Source organism: Streptomyces sp. NBC_01237 (assembly GCF_035917275.1).
In the GTDB taxonomy this organism is placed as follows: domain Bacteria; phylum Actinomycetota; class Actinomycetes; order Streptomycetales; family Streptomycetaceae; genus Streptomyces.
Genome location: NZ_CP108508.1, coordinates 600,119 through 619,863, shown reverse-complemented (window position 1 = coordinate 619,863; position 19,745 = coordinate 600,119). Strand labels below are relative to the sequence as shown.

Annotated in this window: 16 protein-coding genes; 8 read left to right on the top strand and 8 right to left on the bottom strand. The window is 72.1% G+C overall.

All coding sequences use genetic code 11. From position 1 onward, the window contains the following. Positions 1–118 precede the first annotated feature (118 nt). Positions 119–2,878, top strand: coding sequence for a hypothetical protein (locus OG251_RS02860; RefSeq protein WP_326675435.1), 2,760 nt, complete (start codon positions 119–121; stop codon positions 2,876–2,878). Between the two features lie 214 nt (positions 2,879–3,092). On the opposite strand, the gene OG251_RS02855 is transcribed toward OG251_RS02860, so the two are convergent. From OG251_RS02855 to OG251_RS02825, 7 genes are all read right to left on the bottom strand, one after another. Continuing rightward, positions 3,093–3,725 (bottom strand): isochorismatase family protein, encoded by a 633-nt coding sequence (locus tag OG251_RS02855; protein WP_326675434.1) that lies wholly within the window; start codon positions 3,723–3,725, stop codon positions 3,093–3,095. A gap of 61 nt (positions 3,726–3,786) precedes the next feature. Next, the gene (locus tag OG251_RS02850) at positions 3,787–5,427 is read right to left on the bottom strand and encodes a (2,3-dihydroxybenzoyl)adenylate synthase (RefSeq protein ID WP_326675433.1); all 1,641 of its coding nucleotides are present in this window, start codon (positions 5,425–5,427) and stop codon (positions 3,787–3,789) included. Further along, complete coding sequence (gene dhbC / locus OG251_RS02845; RefSeq protein ID WP_326675432.1) at positions 5,424–6,629, bottom strand: isochorismate synthase DhbC; 1,206 nt, start codon at positions 6,627–6,629, stop codon at positions 5,424–5,426. Before dhbC ends, OG251_RS02850 begins: the two co-directional genes overlap by 4 nt. A gap of 71 nt (positions 6,630–6,700) precedes the next feature. Next, a complete protein-coding gene (locus OG251_RS02840; protein ID WP_326675431.1) occupies positions 6,701–7,531 on the bottom strand; it encodes a 2,3-dihydro-2,3-dihydroxybenzoate dehydrogenase in 831 nt (276 codons plus the stop codon). 244 nt (positions 7,532–7,775) lie between these two features. Continuing rightward, the gene (locus tag OG251_RS02835) at positions 7,776–8,711 is read right to left on the bottom strand and encodes an NAD-dependent epimerase/dehydratase family protein (protein ID WP_326675430.1); all 936 of its coding nucleotides are present in this window, start codon (positions 8,709–8,711) and stop codon (positions 7,776–7,778) included. A gap of 192 nt (positions 8,712–8,903) precedes the next feature. Beyond that, positions 8,904–10,364, bottom strand: coding sequence for a N,N-dimethylformamidase beta subunit family domain-containing protein (locus tag OG251_RS02830; RefSeq protein ID WP_326675429.1), 1,461 nt, complete (start codon positions 10,362–10,364; stop codon positions 8,904–8,906). Continuing rightward, positions 10,361–11,518 (bottom strand): glycosyltransferase family 4 protein, encoded by a 1,158-nt coding sequence (locus tag OG251_RS02825; protein ID WP_326675428.1) that lies wholly within the window; start codon positions 11,516–11,518, stop codon positions 10,361–10,363. The genes OG251_RS02830 and OG251_RS02825 overlap by 4 nt, the downstream gene beginning before the upstream one ends. An 888-nt stretch (positions 11,519–12,406) precedes the next feature. Between OG251_RS02825 and OG251_RS02820 the strand changes: the two genes are divergently transcribed. The 6 genes from OG251_RS02820 (at position 12,407) to OG251_RS02795 (ending at position 18,067) form a co-directional block, all read left to right on the top strand. Continuing rightward, entirely contained in the window at positions 12,407–12,556 is a 150-nt protein-coding gene (locus OG251_RS02820) for a hypothetical protein (protein WP_326675427.1), read from the top strand. 128 nt (positions 12,557–12,684) lie between these two features. Beyond that, entirely contained in the window at positions 12,685–13,599 is a 915-nt protein-coding gene (locus OG251_RS02815; RefSeq protein WP_326675426.1) for an aKG-HExxH-type peptide beta-hydroxylase, read from the top strand. Further along, complete coding sequence (locus OG251_RS02810) at positions 13,599–14,876, top strand: YcaO-like family protein (RefSeq protein ID WP_326675425.1); 1,278 nt, start codon at positions 13,599–13,601, stop codon at positions 14,874–14,876. The genes OG251_RS02815 and OG251_RS02810 overlap by 1 nt, the downstream gene beginning before the upstream one ends. 100 nt (positions 14,877–14,976) lie before the next feature. Then, positions 14,977–15,807 carry a class I SAM-dependent DNA methyltransferase gene (locus OG251_RS02805; RefSeq protein WP_326675424.1) on the top strand — a complete coding sequence of 277 codons (831 nt, stop codon included), beginning with the start codon at positions 14,977–14,979 and terminating at the stop codon, positions 15,805–15,807. A gap of 127 nt (positions 15,808–15,934) precedes the next feature. Continuing rightward, complete coding sequence (locus OG251_RS02800; RefSeq protein ID WP_326675423.1) at positions 15,935–17,137, top strand: cytochrome P450; 1,203 nt, start codon at positions 15,935–15,937, stop codon at positions 17,135–17,137. Between the two features lie 105 nt (positions 17,138–17,242). After that, positions 17,243–18,067 (top strand): aldo/keto reductase, encoded by an 825-nt coding sequence (locus OG251_RS02795; RefSeq protein WP_326675422.1) that lies wholly within the window; start codon positions 17,243–17,245, stop codon positions 18,065–18,067. 108 nt (positions 18,068–18,175) lie between these two features. On the opposite strand, the gene OG251_RS02790 is transcribed toward OG251_RS02795, so the two are convergent. Continuing rightward, positions 18,176–18,700: an SET domain-containing protein-lysine N-methyltransferase gene (locus tag OG251_RS02790; RefSeq protein ID WP_326675421.1), complete on the bottom strand. Its 525-nt coding sequence runs from the start codon at positions 18,698–18,700 to the stop codon at positions 18,176–18,178. A gap of 350 nt (positions 18,701–19,050) precedes the next feature. Between OG251_RS02790 and OG251_RS02785 the strand changes: the two genes are divergently transcribed. Then, entirely contained in the window at positions 19,051–19,743 is a 693-nt protein-coding gene (locus tag OG251_RS02785; RefSeq protein WP_326675420.1) for a TetR/AcrR family transcriptional regulator, read from the top strand. The last annotated feature ends 2 nt before the right edge of the window (positions 19,744–19,745 follow it).

The window sequence follows — 19,745 nt, the reverse complement described above, 5'->3', positions numbered from 1 at the left end:
TGTCAGGTTCACGAGGCAGGACAACCGGTGACGACACGTCACCCTCTCCCCGGTGCGGGGGGCGCACCTGGGGAGACCCGGGGGCGCTGAAGCACACCAACGACGAGGAGACACCATCGTGAGACAGCTCTCACGCGCGCTGGCGGCCGCCCTGGCGGTCGTGGCGCTGGCGGCGGGTGCGCCGGCGCACGCGCAGCCGACCCCCGAGTCCATACCGGGCGCGCCTTCGGGCGCTTTTGGGGAGCGGCTGCCGGAGGGGTGGCGTTTCCAGGGCGGGGAACTGATCTGGAGCTCGCCCGAGCCCGTGGGCATGGGCGGTGCCCTGGTCGAGTTCCGCTCGGGGGAGCGCACCCTCGGCGTCCCGGAGCCCTCCCCCGACCACCGCGTCTTCCGGCTCCGCCTCGACAGGGCGAAGGCCGGACCGGTGGGCGAACTCCAGGTGGTCGCCGGTTCGCGGCGGCTGGACGCCGCAGGGGCCGGCCAGGCACCCGGTCAGCGGCGCCCGGCGGCCGCGACGGAGCCCCAGGAGCCGTTTCCCGCCAACCCGGTGGACCCCGGTGTCACCGGGAAGTACCGCACCACCAGCGGTGAGTACGTCCTGAAGTCGGTGAAGCTGCCGGGCTACGCCGAGCCCGTGGAGATGCGTGCCACGGTCGTCGGCCCGACGGACGCGCCGGGGAAGCGGCCACTGGCGCTCTTCCTCCACGGCCGCAACGCCACCTGCTACGAGCCCGACAAGAAGATGCCCGCCCTGCAGTGGCCGTGCAAGCCGGGCTACAGGGAGGTACCGAGCTACCGCGGCCATCTGCACGACCAGCAGCGCCTCGCGTCCCAGGGCTATGTGACGGTCTCCGTCTCCGCGAACGGTGTCAACGCGCAGGACGGCCGCACGGCCGACCACGGGGCGCAGGCCCGTTCGTCCCTCGTGCGCCGGCACCTCGCCCGCTGGGCGACGTGGAGCGCGAATCCCGCGAAGGCCCCCGAGGCCGTGCGCGCGACGGAGCCCGCCGACCTCTCGAAGGTGCTCCTGGTCGGCCACTCCCGGGGCGGCGAGGGCGTCAACCGGGCGGCCCTCGACAGCGTCTCCCCGCCGCCGCCCGCCGAGGACGGCTACCGGGGACCGGTGAGCTGGCGCATCCGCGGCACCGTCATGATCGGCCCCACCCTCTTCGGCCAGAACCCCACGCCCGACCTGCCGTCCATGACCATCCTGCCGGGCTGTGACGGCGATGTGAACGACCTCCAGGGCCAGATCTACCTCGACGGCACCCGGGGCACCGGCCGGGGCACGGCGCTGCACAGCGCGGTGTACATGGTCGGCGCCAACCACAACTTCTTCAACACCGAGTGGACGCCCGGCCAGGCCGAGGCCCCGGCCGCCGACGACGTATGGGACGACGAGGACCCGGTCTGCTCGTCGAAGGCCGAGACCCGGCTGAGCGCCGAGCAGCAGCAGACGGCGGGCACCACCTACATCGCCGCCGCCGCGCGGCTCTTCCTCGCGGGCGACGACCGGGTCCGCCCGCTGCTCGACGGCTCCGGCCGGCGCGCGCCCTCGGCCGGCCCCGCCCGGGTACTGACCCACGCCGTCGGCGGCAACCGGGTCCCGGCGATCCTGCCCGACGCCCCGCTCTCGGTGTCGAACGGGCGCGTCTGCCGGCAGGTCACGACGAGCGACACCGATGCCTGCAAGCCGATCGCCGAGCCCGGTCAGTCGCCGCACTTCGCGTCCTGGGCGGCCACCGACAACGAGCCGGGCCGCAACGCGGTCACGGCCAGCTGGACCGAGCCGGGCACCCCGGTCCGGCTCACGCCGGGGCGCGCCTTCTCACTGGCGGGCTCCGACGCGCTCGCCCTGCGGGTGATCGTGCCGCCGAACACCCGGGGCACCCGGCTCGACGTCGCCCTCACCGATACCTCCGGCAAGCGGGTGGGACTCGGTCAGGTCACCGTCGACGGCCTTCCCGGCTCCGCGTTGACGGCCGCGCACTGGGCGCGTGAGGTCCGTGTCCCGCTGAAATCCGCTGTCGGCGCCGGTGTCGACCTGAAGCGGGTGCGGTCGCTGGAGTTCACCCCGCTCAGCGACTCCGGCCGGTTCTGGCTGATGGACGCCTGGGGCTGGCGCCCCGGCACCCCGGCGGTACGCCCCGTCGCGCTCCCGCGGGTCGACATCGGCAGGCTGACGGTCAAGGAGGGAGACTCCGGCACCCGTACCTACCGCGTGCCCGTCCAGGCCACCGGTAGGGGCACCGGAGTGATCAAGCTCTCCGTCCTGGACCCGGAGACGGACAGGACCACGGTCCGCACCGTGACGGTGAGGGCCGGTGGCTCCGTGGACGTGCCGATCACGGTCGAGGGCAACCCCCGCTACGACTTCGACCTCAAACACGAGGTCGCGGCCAAGGCCGTGCGCGGCACGGCCGTCGGCGGCGCCCTCGGGGGCGTCCTCGTCGAGAACGACGACCCCATGCCCACGGTCACCGTGACCCCGGTGGCCGACTCGGTGACCGAGGGCCGGAAGCTCACCTGGAGGGTGAGCATCTCCGAGCCCGCCGACATCAGCATCGAGACGCCGTTCACCTTCCTGCCGGTGCTCGAAGGCACGGAACTGTCCACGAAGGACGTCGACGAGGAGTGGCTCGCCGGTCTCGGCGGGTCCGCCGACCCGGAGCGGCCCCTGTCCACGATCGATTCCTACTTCTGGACCGGCGTCCCCGAGGGCGGGACGAGCACCGAGGTGTCGGTGCCCACGACCGCCGACACGCTGACCGAGCCGGAGGAGTCTGTGCGGATGCAGGCGCATGTCTACCGGGCGGACGGCGAGTTGACGGAGGGACCGATCGTCACGGGAAAGGTCACGGACGCGGCCCGGCGCTGACGCCCGGGGCCCACGTCCCGCGCTGACGGCACCCGAGCGCACCTCCATCCGGCCGATGGCACCGGCCCCCGCAGCGGGGACCGGTGCCATCGGCGCGAGGAGGCCATGAGCGGTCACCGGGGCGGGTTCGGGCCCGTCCGGCCCGAACCCGGTTCCGCGGCGCCGGTGGCCGCGCATCAGACGCGTGGGCGCCCAGGAACCGGGGCCACCGCGGTCACTTCCCTTCGAAGACGGTCCGGGTGGTGGTGACGACGGCACACTTGCCCGCGGCCCAGCGCAGCGCCATCGCATGGTCCTCGGCGGAGAAGTCGGCCACCGCGTCGGCCACCACGAACGCCTGGATGTCCTGCATCCAGGCATCGCACGCGGTCATGAGGACACCGATGTGGGCGTACACACCGGTGATCACGATCTGATCGCGGCCCTGTTCACGCAGCCGCTCCAGGAGATCTGTGCGGACGAAGCCGCTGTACTTCCATTTGGTGAGCACCGTGTCGCCCTCGTCGGGCGCGACGTCGTCCGCGATGGCGGCGGAGTACGGGTCGGCGGGCAGGCCCGGACCCCAGAAGTCCTGCTGCAGACCGCGCTCGTCGGGGCTCTGTCCGCCCGGCTGCGCCGTGTAGAGCACCGGTACGCCGAGGCGCGTCGCCTCCTTCTTCAACGCCGCTACATGTGACAGCAGTTCGGGAATCGGCGAGGACCCGGAGTCGTAGGCCGACAGGAAGTAGTTCTGCAGATCGTGGACGAGGAGCACCGCGCGTGACGGGTCGACGGTCCACCCGACCCGGTTGGCGGGCAGTCCGTCGGCGGCCGGCATGGGATACGGGGCAATAGCGGGCAGGGCCATGGTGCGGGAGATTCCGTTCGGGGTCGCTGGGAAACCGGGCCGGTGCGCGGGCCCGGGAGGGTCAGGCGTGCGGGGCGAGGGGGGCGTCACGGGCCGCGGCGGCGGTCCGCAGATCCTTCTTGGAGACCTTTCCGACGCCGGTCTGCGGGAACGCGTCCACGAACTCGACCCGGTCCGGCACCTTGTACGCGGCCAGCCCCCGGCCCCGTACGAACCGTTTGATGTCCACCTGCTTCAGCGGACCGGCGCCCGAGCGCAGGATCACGTACGCGCAGACGCGCTCACCCAGATACGGGTCGGGCTCGGCCACCACATTGGCATCGTGCACGGCCGGATGGGCGAGGATGTGGTTCTCCACCTCCTCGGCGGCGATCTTCTCACCGCCCCGGTTGATCTGGTCCTTGGCACGTCCCTCGACGACGAGGTGGCCGCTCCCGGTGACCCGGACGACGTCGCCCGTACGGTAGAAGCCGTCCTTCGTGAACGAGCGGGCGTTGTGCTCCGGCGCCCTCCAGTAGCCCCGGATCGTGTACGGCCCCCGCGTCAGCAGGTGGCCCGTCCCGCCCGGCGCGACCTCGCGGTCCTCGTCGTCGACGACCCGGATCTCGTCGTCCGGAGAGATCGGCCGCCCCTGGGTGGTGACGATCACCTCGACCGGGTCGTCCAGCCGGGTGTAGTTGACCAGCCCCTCGGCCATCCCGAAGACCTGCTGAAGGGTGCAGCCGAGCGCCGGCCGAACCCGCCGCGCCGCCTCCTCGCTGAACTTGGCCCCTCCCACCAGCAGGACGTCCAGGCTGCTGAGGTCGTGCGCGCTGCGGGGCGCCGCCTCGGTCCACAGGAGGGCCAGCGGCGGGACCAGCCCGGTGATGGTCACCCCCTCCCGCTCGATGAGCGGGAACGCCACCTCGGGCGAGGGCTGCGGGCACAGCACCACGCGACCGCCGGCATGGAGCGTTCCGAGTGAACCGGGGGAGGAGAGCGGGAAGTTGTGCGCCGCGGGCAGCACGCAGAGGTAGACGCTGTTCTCGTCGACCCCGCAGATCTCGTTGGAGCCGCGCAGCGAGTAGATGTAGTCGTCGTGGGTGCGGGGGATCAGCTTCGGTACGCCGGTGCTGCCGCCGGAGAGCTGGAGGAAGGCCAGGTCCTCCGGGCGCGGAGCGCCGTAGCCGACCGGATCCCGCGCCACGTCGGACAGCGCCTCGAACTCGCCGGGATCCCCGGCGGCGACGAACACGTGCCGCAGCGTGCCGGCACGGGCGCGGGCCTCAGCCGCGAGCTCCCGGTAGTCGTAGCCGCCGTGTTCCGCCGCGATGACGTACGCGACCGCCTCGGTGAACTCGCAGAAGTACGAGATCTCCGTCTCGCGGTGGGCGGGCAGCGCGAAGACGGGCAGCGCGCCGATCCGGAACAGCGCGAAGACGACCTCGAAGAACTCCGCGATGTTGGGCAGTTGGACCACCATACGGTCGCCCTTGCCGATGTTCCGGGCGAGGAAGCCCGCCGCCAGCCGGTCAGCACGCCGGTCCAGTTCCGCGTAGCTCCATCGGGTTCCCGCGACGGGATCGACCACGGCGATCCGCTCCGGGTGCGCCTCAGCCCGTTCCCGCAGCATGGAGCCGAACGTCTCGCCACGCCACCAGCCGGCGGCCCGGTAGCGTTCGGCGAACTCCGGCGGCCAGGTGGGTGCGTCGTGCGGGCTCACAGCTCGGCCCCCACGGCGCTGAGGAAGGTGCGGAACTTGGCCGCCGTCTCGGCGGTCTCCGCCTCGGGCTCGGACGCGGCCACGATGCCGGCGCCCGCGTACAGGCGCAGGGTACGTTCCTCGGCCTCGGCGCAGCGGATCGTGACGACCCACTCGCCGTCACCCCGGGCATCGCCCCAGCCCACCACGCCGGTGAAGAAGCCCCGGTCGAACGGCTCTGTCTCCGCGATGACCTGACGAGCCGTCGGCGTGGGGGTGCCGCACACGGCGGGGGTCGGATGCAGGGCGCAGGCGAGAGCCAGGGCCGAGGTGTCGGGAGCGGCGAGCGTGCCGGTCACCGTGGTGGACAGGTGCCACATGGTGGCGGTGCGGATCAGCGTCGGCCGGGCGGGGACGGTCAGTTCCGTGCAGTGCGGGGCCAGCGCCTGGTGGACCGCGTCCACGACGACGGCGTGCTCATGGAGATCCTTGACGGACTCCAGCAGTGTGGCGGCCCGGCGGACGTCCTCGGCGAGGTCGGCGCTGCGCGGGGTGGATCCGGCGAGCGGATTGGCGACCACCTGCCGCCCCTGCCGGGAGACCAGCAGTTCCGGACTGGCGCCGATGAGGGTACGGCCGGCCCCGGTCGGCAGCGCGAAGGTGTAGCCGACGGGGTCGCGGCGGGCCAGCCGCTGGAGCATCGCGGGCAGGTCGAGGGGGGTGCGGGAGGTGAGTTCGAGGGTGCGGGCGAGCACCACCTTGCTGAACTCCCCGCGCCACATGCGCTCCACGGCCGAGGCGACGCCCGCTCCGTAGACCTCGGGTTCGGGAACCGGGCGTATCCGCCAGTCCGCCGAGCCGGACACGCCGACGGGCAGGGCGATCAGCGGATCGGAGGCGAGCGGCGGTGCGACGCGCAGTGCGCCCGGCACGCTCAGGGCGGCCGGTGCCTCGTGGTCGAACGGGATGGCGCCGATGACCACGGGCGATTCCTGTCCGGCCTCGCCGGCCTCGGCCAGGGTGGCGTTCACCCGTTCGTCCAGCGGCCGTTCGTCGTGCGGCACATGGCGTGCGGCACCGTGTGCCAGCAGGGTGCGGTCAGGGGTGGCGAGGAAGCGGTCGCCCGGTGTGTAGGCGTCCAGAAGCGAGGTGGCCGCGCCTACGGCCGGGTGAGCCGGATCGGCCGGGGGCATGTGCGTGGCGACCTGGGATGCCGTCGACACGGGGACTCCATTCTCGATGGTTCCGCCAGCGGGTGCGGGGGGATGAGGTGTACGGAAGAGCTGAGGACGGCTCAGCGCAGGGTCGCGCCGCCGTCGACGTACAGCTCCTGAAGGGTGATGTGCCGGGCGCGGTCCGAGGCGAGGAACGCGACGGTGTCGGCGATGTCCTCGGGGGCGGCGATCCGGCCCAGCGGTATGCCGGTGCGGTAGGTCGCCGGGTCTCCGTCGATGACGCGCTGTTCGGCGCCGGCGTCGGTCCACAGGGCGCGTTGCATCGCGGTGTCGGTGGATCCGGGTGCGACGACGTTGCACCGTACGCCGCTGCGGGCGAGTTCGAGGCCCAGGCATTTGGTGAACATGGCTGCCGCCGCTTTGGACGCGGCGTAGGCGGCCATGCCGGTGCGGGGGATTCCGGCGGCGTTGGAACCGACGGTGATGATGCAGCCGTTGCCCCGGCCCGCCATCAGTGGCGCGACGGTCTGCGAGACATTGAAGACACCGCCGGTGTTCACGGCGAAGGTGTCCGACCAGTCCCGGGCGGTGAGTTCGGCCGCGGGGCCGGTGCGCAGGATGCCCGCGACGTTCACGAGCACGTCGACGGGGCCGAGTTCGCGGTCGACGCGCGCCACGGTGCTCTCCACCGCGGGCCGGTCGGTGACGTCCATCACGTACGGCTCCAGCCGGCCCGCCGAGCGCTCGCCCATGGGTTTCTTCGCCTGTTGCCGGTTCCACGCGGTGGCCAGGGCGTCGATGCCGTCCTGCGTGCGGTCGGTGGCGGCCACCCGGGCGCCGAGGGTGGCGAGCAGATCGGCGACAGCCGCCCCGATGCCTTGCGCGGCACCGGTCACCAGGACGGTGCGGCCATCGAACTCGCCACTTCCGCCCGGTATGTGCTCAGGCATGAGCAACCTCCTACGAGATGTTAGGTAAGGGTAACCTAAGTTACATCGGCCATCCGCGGGGACGCCGGATTGTCGATGCCTGCTTAGGTTAGCCTCACCTTACGTAAAAGCCACGCAGGAGGCCACGCCTCTGGTTCCGAACCTGACCCCCGCTTCGCCCAGTTGAAAGGAGGGCCGCATGCCGGTGGGCGGGCGCGCCGCCGAGTGCCGGCGGCCGAAACCGGTCGGTAGCCGGGCTCTTGAGCTACTGACCGCGGGTGCGGAACCACTCGGCGGTACGTTCCAGCCCCTCCCGCAGGGGTACGGGCTCCACCTCGGGGAAGAGGGAGCGCAATCGTGCGTTGTCGGCGTGGGAATGCCGTACGTCGCCCGGACGGGGAGGCAGGTATTGGGGGTTGAGGGGCTTGCCCAGTACGGACTCCAGCTCGGTGATCAGCTCCAGGAGCGAGGTCCGGGTGCCGTAGGCGAGGTTGACCGGCTCGGCGGAGACGGATCCTCGCAGGGCTGCCCGGGTGAGGACCCGGCAGACGGTTTCGACGTAGGTGAAATCGCGGGTCTGGTGACCGTCACCGTGCACGAGGACCGGGTGACCGGCCGTCATCGCGCTGATCCAGGCGGGCACCACCGCGGCGTACGCGTGCCCGGCGGGTTGTCCGGGCCCGTAGACGTTGAAGAAGCGGAACGGAAGCACCGGTAGGCCGTAGCAGTGGTGGAACGCCCCCAGATACGCCTCGGAAGCCAGCTTGCTCACGGCGTACGGACTGAGCGGGGCGCTGCGTAACCCCTCGTGCTTGGGCAGATGCGGATTGGCACCGTAGACGGAGGACGAGGAAGAGGCGATCACGTGCACCCCGCCCGCACGCCGGGCGGCTTCCAGTACGCAGAGGGTGCCGGTGGCATTCGCGTGGTGGCTGGCGATCGGATGGGCCACCGACCTGGCCACGGAGGGGAGCGCGGCCAGATGCACGATCGTGTCCGCGCCCCGGAACACCCGGTCCAGGAGGGCGCCGTCGAGGACGCTCCCCTCGGTGAAGTGCACGTCCAGGCCGCGGAGGTTCTCCTTGAACCCGGTGGACAGGTCGTCCACGACCCGGACTTCGGACACCTCGGGTCGCCGCGTCAGCGCGTGTGCGAGGTTGCTGCCGATGAATCCGGCGCCCCCGGTGATCACCATCTTCATGCCCACCACTCCTGGTCTGAGGGTTCGGAGAACGTCGATACTGGAGCCGTCGAGCCGTCGAGCCGTCGAGCCGTCGAGCCGTCGAGCCGTCGAGCCGTCGAGCCGTACGGCAGGCCGAGTTGCCGGCGCGGAGGCCCGCTCGCGAGCTTCAGGGGATGAGTGCGCCCTCCTCGGTGCGATCCCCGTCCCGCCTCAGCGGAGCAGGCTGATCACATTGCGGGTGATGGCGTCCACCAGCGGGTCGAGGGCCAACAGCCGCGCCCAGTCGGCGGTGGCCGCGTTGAAGACCGTGCCGCCCCGGGTGTAGATGCCGAAGGTCGCGGCCCTGCCCGGGTCGGTGTTCTCCCGGACGGCGGTGTTCCAGCCGGAGTCCGGGGCCGTGGGGAGGTCGGCCACGCCCAGGATGGTGAAGTCGGCGGGCGTGCCGTCCGTGCCGGTCGCGACCGCCCGTCCGAGGAGGTCGCGCCGGTGAGCGGCTCCGTCGCATTCGTAGCCCACCAGCGCGTGTTCCTCGCCGAGGACATCGCCGTCGCTCAGTCCGGTGCCCGCGAAGACGGGGTGGTCGGTGTGCTGGAGCGTGAAGCCCAGGGGTTCGCGGAGACCTTCCCAGTGGCCGCCGCCGTTGCGGTAGCTGACACCGATGAGGGAGTTCTCGGGCTCGTCCTCCCACCAGTGGTCGGGAGCGCCCCGCATCCGGTCGCAGTCCGAGCCCTGGGGGACTCCGGGCGGGTACTTGGCGCAGCTGATGGCCGTGCCGTCGGCGGTCGGCGTGACCCGCCACCAGCAGGTGTTGGCCCCGAAGACGGCGATATTGCCTCCCCGGTCACGGAAGGCGGTGATGTGCCGACGGGTGCGCGCACTCCAGTACTCGTCATGTCCGGCGGAGAGCAACAGGCGGTATCCAACCGCGTGTCGGGGGCTCTCGTGGAGGTCGAGGTCGGTGCAGTAGTCGACGATGTGCCCCGAGGTCTCCAGCCAGGAGATGAAGGGCGCGTCCCAGTGGGCGAAGGTCTGCCGCGGCGTCCGCGGGTCGTGGGCGTCGGGCAGCCCTTTCACGGGGCCGCCGATGCCGCCCCCGGGGCGTCGCAGGGTGACGGTGCGGTACGCCTCGTCGTAGGGAAGCGCCCCGTACAGGCTGGCGCCCCCGCTCCTGTTGTACGCGTGGTAGGTGAAGACGGGCACCTTGTACAGGATGCGCGTACGGCGTGCGGGTTCACGTGCCGTCACCACGAAGAGCATCCGGGAGTGCCGGGCGTCGAGGGCCTCGGCACCGGCCGGCGGCGGGGCGGCGGGCCGGGCCGTACCGGGGCCGAACACCGCGATGTACACGCCCGAGGGCCAGTCCCCGGGAACGGCGAAGTCATGGCCGGGCCAGTGCCAGTCCTCGTCATGGCGGCCGGGGGGCGCGTACCGGCCCGGCCCTGCGGTACTGCCCATGAGACGGGGGCGGGCGCCGCAACGGTAGAAGTCGGCCCGGAACCGCTCCGACCGGGTCGAGACATGGAACCGCAGGACCTCCCCGGCCCGAACGCTCGGCCGTGCGGGATATCCGTCCACCGGCGCTCCGGTGGGCAGCGGCGCCTCGCCGCACGCGGCGGCACCGGGGAGCGCTGCGGTGGCGTCCCGGCTCTGCGCGGCGCCCGGCGCCGTCACTTCGGGAGCCCGGCTTCCCCGGTCCCGGTGCGGTCCGGTAGGCCGATGTCCGCGAGGACGTCGTCGGCCCGGCGGCGCCAGGTGTAGCGCTCCAGGACCTGGCGCCGGGCTTCGTCGCCGAGCCTGCGCCGCAGGGCGCCGTCGGCGACGAGTTCGCCGAGGGCTTCGGCCCACGCCTCCGGATCCTCGGGCGGGCGGAGCAGGCAATTGACGCCGTTCTGGAGGACTTCGCGCAGAACCGGGAGATCGGAGGCGATCATCGGGAGTCCGTGGGACATGTACTCGAACACCTTCATGGGGGAGGCCCAGCGCCCGGTCTCGCCGAGTCGGCCCCAGGTGTAGACCTTGGTCTCGTAGGGGGCGAGGACGACGTCGAAGAGGCCGTAGTAGGCCGGCAGCGCGGACGGCGGCCGGTGCCCGTGGAAGTACACGTGGGAGGCCCGGCAGGCCTTCTCCCAGCGGGCCCGGTCCTCGGCCGTGCCTCCGACCAGGTGGAAGTCGAGACCGGGAAAGCGGTCCGCGAGATCGAGGACGAGGCCGATGCCGCGTCCGTCGTACAGGTGCCCCACATAGCCGACACGCGGTACGTCCGGGCGGCCCGGCAGCTGCGGTGCCCGTGTCGTGGCGGTGGGACCGGGAGGGTCGGCGCAGTCCGGGGCCACGAGGATCGGCAGGGTGCCCAGGTCTTCGTACTTCTTGCGCAGATCGCCCGCGAGGGCGTGTGTGATGGCGACGACGCGGGCCAGACCCGGCTTGCCGAGCAGTTTCCTCTCGGTCCCCACCGGGACCAGGTCCTTGCGCAGTTGGTGGACCTCGTACACGAAAGGTGCCAGATCGGCGAGGACGGACAGGGCGTAGGGGTCGCGTCCGTAGACGATGTCCGGGCGGGGGCCGCGGGCCACCATGCGGCGGATCGTGTCCGCGCGCTGCCAGTATCCGTTGGGTGTGTGGCCGGGGGCGGCGACGAGGCGGATCGGGAAGCGGTTGCTGACGCCGTAGTAGGTGTACGGGTCCTCGGCCGGGTCCGGGCCGGGCATGGAGTAGAGGGTGATGTCGTGCCCGGCTGCGGCGAAGGCGTCGCACATGCGCATGACGTGGACGCCGTTGGCGAAGAGGGAGGGGATGCTGCCGCCATGCAGGTAGCTGATGCGCATGGTGCCTACTCCTGCGGGTCCGATGGTGCGGGCGACCGGTGGCGGTCCGTGGCGGGGGTGCGACGTCGCGCGGGGTCCGCGGCTGGGCTGCGATGTCGCGCGGGCGCGGGGCGGAGCGCGCGGTCTGCGGCGGGGCTGCGGCGAAGTGAGCGGTCTGTCGGATCCACTGGCATCTCCTCGTGTGGGCCGCGACGCGTGGACAGTGGGCGGGGGCCTCTGCCGGTCCTCCCGCGGTGTTGTCGGTCCATGCCTCCCCCTTCGACGCGCGGTTGCCCGCACCGGGACCCGCACCCCGTTCGGGTCGGGTGCGAGGAGACGCCGTGGCCGTGGCCATGGTCGCCGGTCGGGCGAGGTCATCATCGCGGGTGCCGGTCGGTGTTCCAAGAGCGGCGTTTCGGCCTTTTCCGCGGTCCTGTTCGCGCGCGTGGGGACGGCGCGCGGCGGGGTACCCCCGGCGCCGCGCGCGCGGGAGCCGGGCCAACGGGTCTCCGGCGGGGGGCGGCACGCCCCCGACCTTGTGCCGTTGGCCGGGAACACCCGTGCCGAACGTACCCCGCGCCTCGGAGGGGCATCTTCTGAGCCTCCGCGCAGCGAAACGTGCCGGAGCCGCCTCCCCTCTTCCGGACAGAGAGTGGCCGGACTGTGCTGGTTTCCCTGTCGGACAGGCCGGTTCCCGTCTTGTGGCCGACGCGGCGGGCCGCGCACTCCCCGTGGCTGGAGCCGCCTTCGTCCACAGAGCGGTAACCGCAGGTCGGAGCCGATGCGCGACGGCCGTTGCCGGGCTTGACGCGACGCGGCGGGAGCGCCCCGGGCGGGGCTCGTCGGGGTCGGCAGCCCTCACTCCCTCTCCTGAGTGTGACGATCCGACCGCATCTTGTGATCACGGCGATGCCGTGCGTACCTTGGCGCCGCCGGGACTCCCCGTCGGACGTCGGTGGAGCCGGTCGCCGAAGGGAGATCGATATGCACGAGGAAATCGAGCAGGTCCCCGAAGAGGAACTGCCCGAGCTGGCACTGATGGTCGACGTGCCCAGCTGACGGTATGTCACCTCGGACGGCGGGCCGTTCAGGGCCCGCCGTCCCCCGACGGCGACACGGAGGTACCCGCGGTGCGAGTGGAGCCCGACGCACGCCGGAGCGCTGAAGAGCGTTCCGTACTGGCGCGCATGACCCGGTCGGCCCTGGAACGGGCCGGGCAGGACGTCTCTCCGGAAGAGGCCGCGCACCCTGCGGTCGTCGAGGCCGCACACATCGCTCAGAGCGTTCTGCGCAAGGGACCTCCGGGCCCGGAAAGCATCGCGCGCCTCTCCGGCATGCTCGCCCGTGCCCGGTCGGGCATCGCGGACACACCGCCGTCCGGTCTGCCCTGGCCGGTCGGACTCGCCGCGCCCCAACCCCACCTCGAACGCAGCGTCGCCCGCGCGCTGAAGGCCGTCCCCCGCACCGACGGCGACACCGGCAACCGAAGCGGCTCGGCGGTCGTGGCGTGGCGCGAAAGGGATACGGAGGTGATCCGCGGGACGATCGCCCTGCTCGCGGACCTCTGGCCGGGCGCGTATGCCGAACTGCGGGAGATCCTTCGCCAGACGGTCCTGCTGGACGGGCCCGCACTGGACGGCTTCACGGATTTCGCGGTCCATGGCGCCGTGTTCATCCGACGCGACCGGCTGGGACCGGACACCGGCGGACTCCCCGGAACCGTCCGGCTCGCCGAGGCACTCGTCCACGAGGGAACCCACACCCGGTGCAACGCCGCCTCCGTGGCGGCGGAGCCGTTCCTGCGCCCCGCGGCCGACGGCGGGCCGCTGGTCACCACCCCGCTGCGCCTCGACCCGCGGCCGCTCACCGGGCTGTTCCAGCAGATGGTGGTCCTGGCCCGGAGCGTCCTGCTGTACCGGCGCCTGCTGGGGGAGACCGCGGCGGACACCCGCACGACCGCGGCCGTGCGGGCACGCCACGACGAGCTCGCCCGCTCCGCCACCGAGGCCGTGCACATCATGACGGGACATGCCCGAGCGCTCACCGACCACGGTGAGGCGGTCCTGAAGGACGCCGCCGAGGTGGTCCGGGTGCGTGCCTGATGTCCGTCTCCCCGTGGGAACCACAGGTGTTCACCCCCTACGCCGCCTGGCCGGAGGTCGTTTTCGCGCGGGTCGCGGCACGCTCGCCGCAGTTCGATCCCGTCTGCGCCGCCGGCAACCGGCCCATCGTGGTGGGCAGTGCCGCCGGTCACCGTCCGCCGCACGTCGTCGCGAGCGCCCGCGGTGAACTCCTCGAACGCGTCAGCAACATCCTCGCGGGCCGCGCCGCCGAGTCGGACGCCGGGATCGTGGCGACCCACGGCGAACTGCGCCGCAAGGGGATACCCGCCCTGGACCCCGCCGAACTGATGCCCGGTGTCCCGGACGACTCCCGCCACGCCCGTCGGCTCTGGGTACGCGGCCGCTCTCTCCGCACCGGTGCGGACCTGCACGTACCGGCCGGTGCCGTGTTTCTGCACCACCGGCCGCCGGCCGGCTGCGACCCCGGCCCCGGCGCCGGGTCCACCGGTCTCGCGGCACATCCCGACCCGGAGGCCGCCGTGCAGCACGCCGCGTGGGAGGTCCTCGAACGCGACCTCATCCGCCGAAGCTGGTACGGACTCTCCCGCGCTCCCCGCGCGGTTCCCGCAGCCGAGCTCCCGGAACCACTGGCGAAACTCCTGGACGGCATGGGCGTGAGGGCGACGGTGCTCGACCTCCCGGCCCCCGTCGGATCACGATGCGTCGCCGTATGCCTGCACGCACCGGACGGCACCCGGCAGGCGTTCGGGGCCCGTTGCGGTCCGGACGGCCAGGGGATCGCCCCGCTGATCGAGAAGGCGGCGTACGAGGCGCTCATGGTGCGCTGGAGCGTGCACACCCCGGTGGCCGACGACACCTGGACGCGCTGGCAGGGCCGCGACGCCCCGGACTCCGCCGTCGAGCACGCGCTCTGGGCCTACCACCGGCAGGACAGCCTGCGCCTGTGGACGGAACGAGCCCCGGTGGCGCCCAGGGAGACCCCACCGCCATCGGCCGGCCCGGACCCCGTCGGCCCCGGACCGCGCACCGGCCCGGACCGTTCCGGAACCGTCTCACACACCGTCGCCGATCCTTCCGGCAACGGATCGCGCACCGTCGCCGACCTTTCCGGCACCGCCGTGCTGTCCGGCCACACCGGCCAGGACCTCATCCTGGTGGACACGACGTGCGAACCGGCGCGTGGCCTCGGCTCCGCCGTGGTGCGCGTCGTGGCCCCCGGCTCCCACGCCCTGCCCACCGGTCCGGACGACGAACGTCATCTTCCGGCCGCTCCGGGCCCGCACCCCTTCGGCTGACCGGCGAGCGTCCGCGAGGCCCGCGCCCGCACCCCCATTTCCCGTGGTCCGGCCCGCACCACGGGGACCGAACCGACCGCGGGCCGAGGAGACCCCGACCATGTCCACGTTCCACGACCACCCCGCACCCGCGCCCACGGCGGCGACCGGCACCGCCCCCGACGACGCGGGCGAACCGGACAGCACTCCGGCGCAGCCCCCGGTTCCCTCTCCCGGTTACGCCGACATCCATGCCGACGACTACGACCGCTGGTTCGGCAAGCCCGGCATCACCGCGGCGACCGTGGACACCCTCGCCTCGCTCGCCGGTGACGGCCCCGTCCTCGAACTCGGCATCGGCACCGGGAGAGTCGCGTTGCCCCTGGCGGCGCGCGGTCTGGACGTCCACGGGGTCGAGGCGTCGGCAGCGATGGTGGCACGGCTCCGCTCGAAACCCGGCGGCGACCGCATCCACGTCACGCCGGGCGACTTCGCCGACCTGCCGGTCGCCGACACGTATTCCCTCGTCCACGTCGTCGGAGGCACGTTCTTCGAACTCGCGGGAGGCGACGCCCAACAGCGCTGTCTGACGGCCGTGGCCACCCACCTCGAACCCACCGGCGTCTTCGTCCTCGACGCGCATCTGCCCGAAGCCCTCGCCGTGGCCGCGGCATCGGGCGTACCCGAGGTGGTCTCCGAGACCGACGAGCACCTCATCCTCTGCCACCGCCGGATCGATCCCTCCACCCAGACGTACCAGTCGCACTACCTCATCCACGAGGCGGACCGCACCCGTCACCTCAGGGTCCGCTTCCGCTACGCCTCACCGGGCGAACTCGATCTCATGGCCGAGCGCGCCGGACTCCGGCTGCGACAGCGCCTGGGTTCCTGGCGGGGCGGCCCGCTCGCCCCGGACAGCACGTACCACGTCTCCGTCTACGAACTCCGGTGACGCCCGCCCGGTACCCGTCGACCTGCCGCCGATCGCCTGCGTGCCCGTCAGCCGCCGCGGCCACCGCCCGCCCGGCGGCGGACGAACGGCCGTGGCTCAGCGGCCGGACACCTTCCTTGGAGCACTCGTGACCCACGTGGACCCCGAACCGCCCGCCCACACCGTGGACTTCCCCTTCCCCCATCACGACGGTCTCGGCCCGCTGCCGGAATTCGCCCACCTGCGCCGCGAGGCACCGTGCGTCCGCATCCGGCTGCCCAGTGGCGATCCGGCCTGGCTGGTCACCCGATACGCCGACGTGCGCACCGTGCTCGCCGATCCGCGTTTCAGCCGCAGCCGTGCCACGCAGGGAACAGGGCCGCGGATCGCACGCGTGCCCACCCTGCCCGACTCGATACTCGCCGCGGACCCACCGGAGCACAGCCGGCTGCGCAAACTGGTCGCCCCGGCCTTCACCGTCCGCCGCGCCGAGGCCATGCGGCGGGACGTGGCCCTGCTGGTCGACGAACTCCTCAGCACCCTCGCCGCCCACGACCGCCCCGCCGACCTGGTGGCGCTGCTCGCCCGCCCCTTGCCGCTGGCCGTCATCTGCGACCTGCTGGGCATCCCGCGGCAGGACGGCGACCGGCTCGACACCTGGTGCGACAGGCTGCGCAACCTCACGGCCAGCTCCGACACCGAGGTCACCGCCGCTGTAGGAGAGATGACCGGCTACCTGAGCGCACTCGTCGCCGCCAAACGCCGCCACCCCGGCAACGACCTGTTGAGCACGCTGATCTCCGCCCGCGACGAGGACGATCGGCTCAGCCAGGACGAGCTGATCTCCTTCAGCCTCGTGCTGCTCGCCGGGGGCTACGGCACCACCGCGGACCGGCTGGCCGGCATGGCGCACCTCCTGCTGGACGAGCCCCAGCGGTACGAGCGGCTCCGGCGCGAGCCCGACACCATTCCGAAAGCCGTGGAGGAACTGCTGCGGTACGCCCAGACGAATGTCCAGGCGAACCTGCGCGTGGCCACCGAGGAGATGGAACTCGGCGGGAACACCATCGCCGAGGGCGATGCGGTCATGGCGGTCAACTCGTCGGCCAATCACGACGAGACCGTCTTCGAGAACCCCTCTCTGCTCGACTTCGACCGTGACCGCAATCCGCACATGGGCTTCGGACACGGCGTCCACCACTGCGTCGGTGCGCAAATCGCCCGCGTCCAGCTCCAGGAGGCCCTGGCCGGACTCGTACGCCGGTTCCCCGACCTGCGCGCGGCGGCCCCGCCCGAGTGGAAGACCGGCCTGAAGACCCGGGCACCTCGTTCGCTCCTTGTGACCTGGTGAGCCGTTCACCGCGAGCGCCCACCGTCACCCGTGCCCGTGCTGATGCCCGTGTCGTGCTCGTGCCGTGCAGTCCCGTTCCCGACCCACGGATCGGAAGGCTCCCGTATGCAGCGCCTCACCCTGAACAACGGCATCTCCATGCCGCGAGTCGGCCTCGGCGTCTGGCCGCTGACGGATGACCAGGCGTACACCGCCGTCAGCCACGCCCTTGAGTGCGGCTACCGCCGTATCGACACCGCCCGGGTCTACGACAACGAGGAGGGTGTCGGCCGGGCGGTCCGAGACGCGGCGATACCGCGTCAGGAGGTGTTCCTCACCACCAAACTCTGGAACGCCGACCACGGGTACGACGCCGCGCTCCACGCGTTCGACGCGAGCGTCCGGCGCCTGGGCACGGACTACGTGGACCTCTACCTGATCCACTGGCCCACCCCTCGGCGTGACGCGTACGTCGAGTCGTACAGGGCGCTGGAACGGATCTACGCCGAGGGGCGGGCGAAGGCGATCGGCGTCTCCAACTTCACCGCCGCGACCCTGGACAGACTCCTGGCGGAGACCGGCATCGTGCCGGCCCTGAACCAGATCGAACTTCACCCCTACTTCCCGCAGCGCGCCATGCGTACGTTCGCCGCCGAGCGGTCCATGGTCACGGAGGCGTGGAGCCCGCTCGCCCAGGGGCAGCAGCTGCTCGCCGAACCCGTTCTCGCCCGGATCGCGGAGAGGAAGGGGAAGTCACCGGCCCAGATCGTCCTGCGCTGGCATCTCCAACTCGGCAACACGGTGGTCCCCAGATCCGTGACCCCCTCCCGGATCAGGGAGAACCTGAGCGTCTACGACTTCGCTCTCGGCCCCCAGGACCTGCGGGACATCGCCACCCTGGACAACGGTGTCCGGATCGGGCCCGACCCGGACACCGTGAACCATCAGTGACCCGGCTGTGCGGCCGGCCCCGACGGCGTCACCTGTCCCGCTGTTCCCTTGCCCGCCGCGTGCCGCCCCGCTGTTCGGTCCGCTCGGTCCGCGTGCGGTTCCGGACTGCTACCGGGGCCGAGGTCCTTGCGGTATGTGGAGGAGATAGGGGGCGACGTAGCCGCGGTAGGCGTGCCTGCGGTCCGCCGGGAGGTCCTGCCAGCCGGTGATCCGGCCCCGGCACAGCCGGGATCCGCACTGGCAGCGGGGCGGGAAGTGCTGGACGGTGTGGTTCCGCATGGCGTAGTCGAAGGTGACCTCCTGCCCGGCGTGAACCGCGAAACGGGCCACGAGGTCGTGAGCGCCGGAGTCGTTGACCTGGACTCCGCAGTTCGGATCGCACGAGTGGTTGACGCGGGGCATCAGACCGGCGTGCCGGATGAACCGGTCCGGACCGATCTGTGAGGCGTGGGCATCGTTGCGGTCGAGTTCGGCCTTGATGGCACCGGCAAGTACCACCTCCCCGACCCGGAACGCATGGGTGGCGAAGACCCCCGCTCCCTTGCCGGGTGTGTCCCGCAGCTCCGTCCCCGGGCTCGGTGTCGGCTCGCCCGGCGCGGGGGGCGGGGTGGCGGTGACTTGGTCGGGGTGCATACGGAGCCCTTCGGTCGGTAGTGGCGGGTTCTGGTGCGGCCCGCTGAGGATCGAACTGCTCTGGACGGCGCCGGAACGCTGTCGTGTTCCATACAAGCGGCCCGCCACCCCGATGGGCAGGCGGATACCGGCCGGACAGTGGGGTTCCCGGCCATGTGGACGGCCGGAGCTCCGGTGCCGGAACGCCGTTGTCCGCCGTTGTCTGGACATTGACCTGCACCAACGGGTGCGATCGCCCCTCGTCGGAGTGGAGGCCCTACGGCGGGAATGAGCCGGGACCGTCAGGCGGCACGCATCCGGAGAGCGGTCGCGAACTTGTTCGTAACGAACATGTTCGTTAGGGTGTTCACATGCCTTCGAGAACCCCTGCGCCCCGCAGTCGTCGTGAGCGGCCCGCCAAACCCGCGCTCACCTACGAGGGCATCGTCGCCACCGCCGTCCACCTGATGGAGACCGAGGGACTGCAGCGCGTCACGATGCGCCGGCTCGCCCAGGAACTGGACACCGGTCCCGCCTCGCTGTACGTGTACGTGGCCAACGCGGCCGAACTGCACGCGGCGATCCTTGAGGAACTCCTCGGCGCCGTCGACCTCTCCCCGGTGGACGGGGAGGGGGACTGGCGCGGGCGGCTGAGCCAGTTGCTGGAGTCCTACACACACGTCCTCTTCCAGAACCCCGGCCTGGCCCGTTCCGCCTTGGTCGCCCGGCCCTCGGGCCCCCACTACCTGGCCGTGGTGGAAGCCGTTCTCGCGCTGCTCCACCAAGGCCGGGTGCCCGATGAGCAGGCCGCCTGGGGCGTGGACGTACTCCTCCAGGTGGCGACCGCCACCGCCGCCGAGCAATCGAGCCGTGCACGGTCCGCCGACGCGGCGGACGAGCACGACGCCCTGGTCGTCGCGGTGCGCGACGTCTCCTGCGACACCCACCCGCGCATCGCCGCGCTCGGCGACGACCTCGTCTCCGGCGCCCCGGAACAGCGCCTCGCCTGGATCTTCCGCGCGGTGATCAACGGCACCCGCGCCACCCCGCGCGACACACCATGACA

Coding starts and splice junctions, on each gene's coding strand:
- OG251_RS02855 (WP_326675434.1), bottom strand. CDS start 3,725: ATGGCCCTGCCCGCTATTGCCCCGTATCCCATGCCGGCCGCCGACGGA.
- OG251_RS02840 (WP_326675431.1), bottom strand. CDS start 7,531: ATGCCTGAGCACATACCGGGCGGAAGTGGCGAGTTCGATGGCCGCACC.
- OG251_RS02835 (WP_326675430.1), bottom strand. CDS start 8,711: ATGAAGATGGTGATCACCGGGGGCGCCGGATTCATCGGCAGCAACCTC.
- OG251_RS02825 (WP_326675428.1), bottom strand. CDS start 11,518: ATGCGCATCAGCTACCTGCATGGCGGCAGCATCCCCTCCCTCTTCGCC.
- OG251_RS02820 (WP_326675427.1), top strand. CDS start 12,407: ATGCCGTGCGTACCTTGGCGCCGCCGGGACTCCCCGTCGGACGTCGGT.
- OG251_RS02815 (WP_326675426.1), top strand. CDS start 12,685: ATGACCCGGTCGGCCCTGGAACGGGCCGGGCAGGACGTCTCTCCGGAA.
- OG251_RS02810 (WP_326675425.1), top strand. CDS start 13,599: ATGTCCGTCTCCCCGTGGGAACCACAGGTGTTCACCCCCTACGCCGCC.
- OG251_RS02805 (WP_326675424.1), top strand. CDS start 14,977: ATGTCCACGTTCCACGACCACCCCGCACCCGCGCCCACGGCGGCGACC.
- OG251_RS02795 (WP_326675422.1), top strand. CDS start 17,243: ATGCAGCGCCTCACCCTGAACAACGGCATCTCCATGCCGCGAGTCGGC.
- OG251_RS02790 (WP_326675421.1), bottom strand. CDS start 18,700: ATGCACCCCGACCAAGTCACCGCCACCCCGCCCCCCGCGCCGGGCGAG.
- OG251_RS02785 (WP_326675420.1), top strand. CDS start 19,051: ATGCCTTCGAGAACCCCTGCGCCCCGCAGTCGTCGTGAGCGGCCCGCC.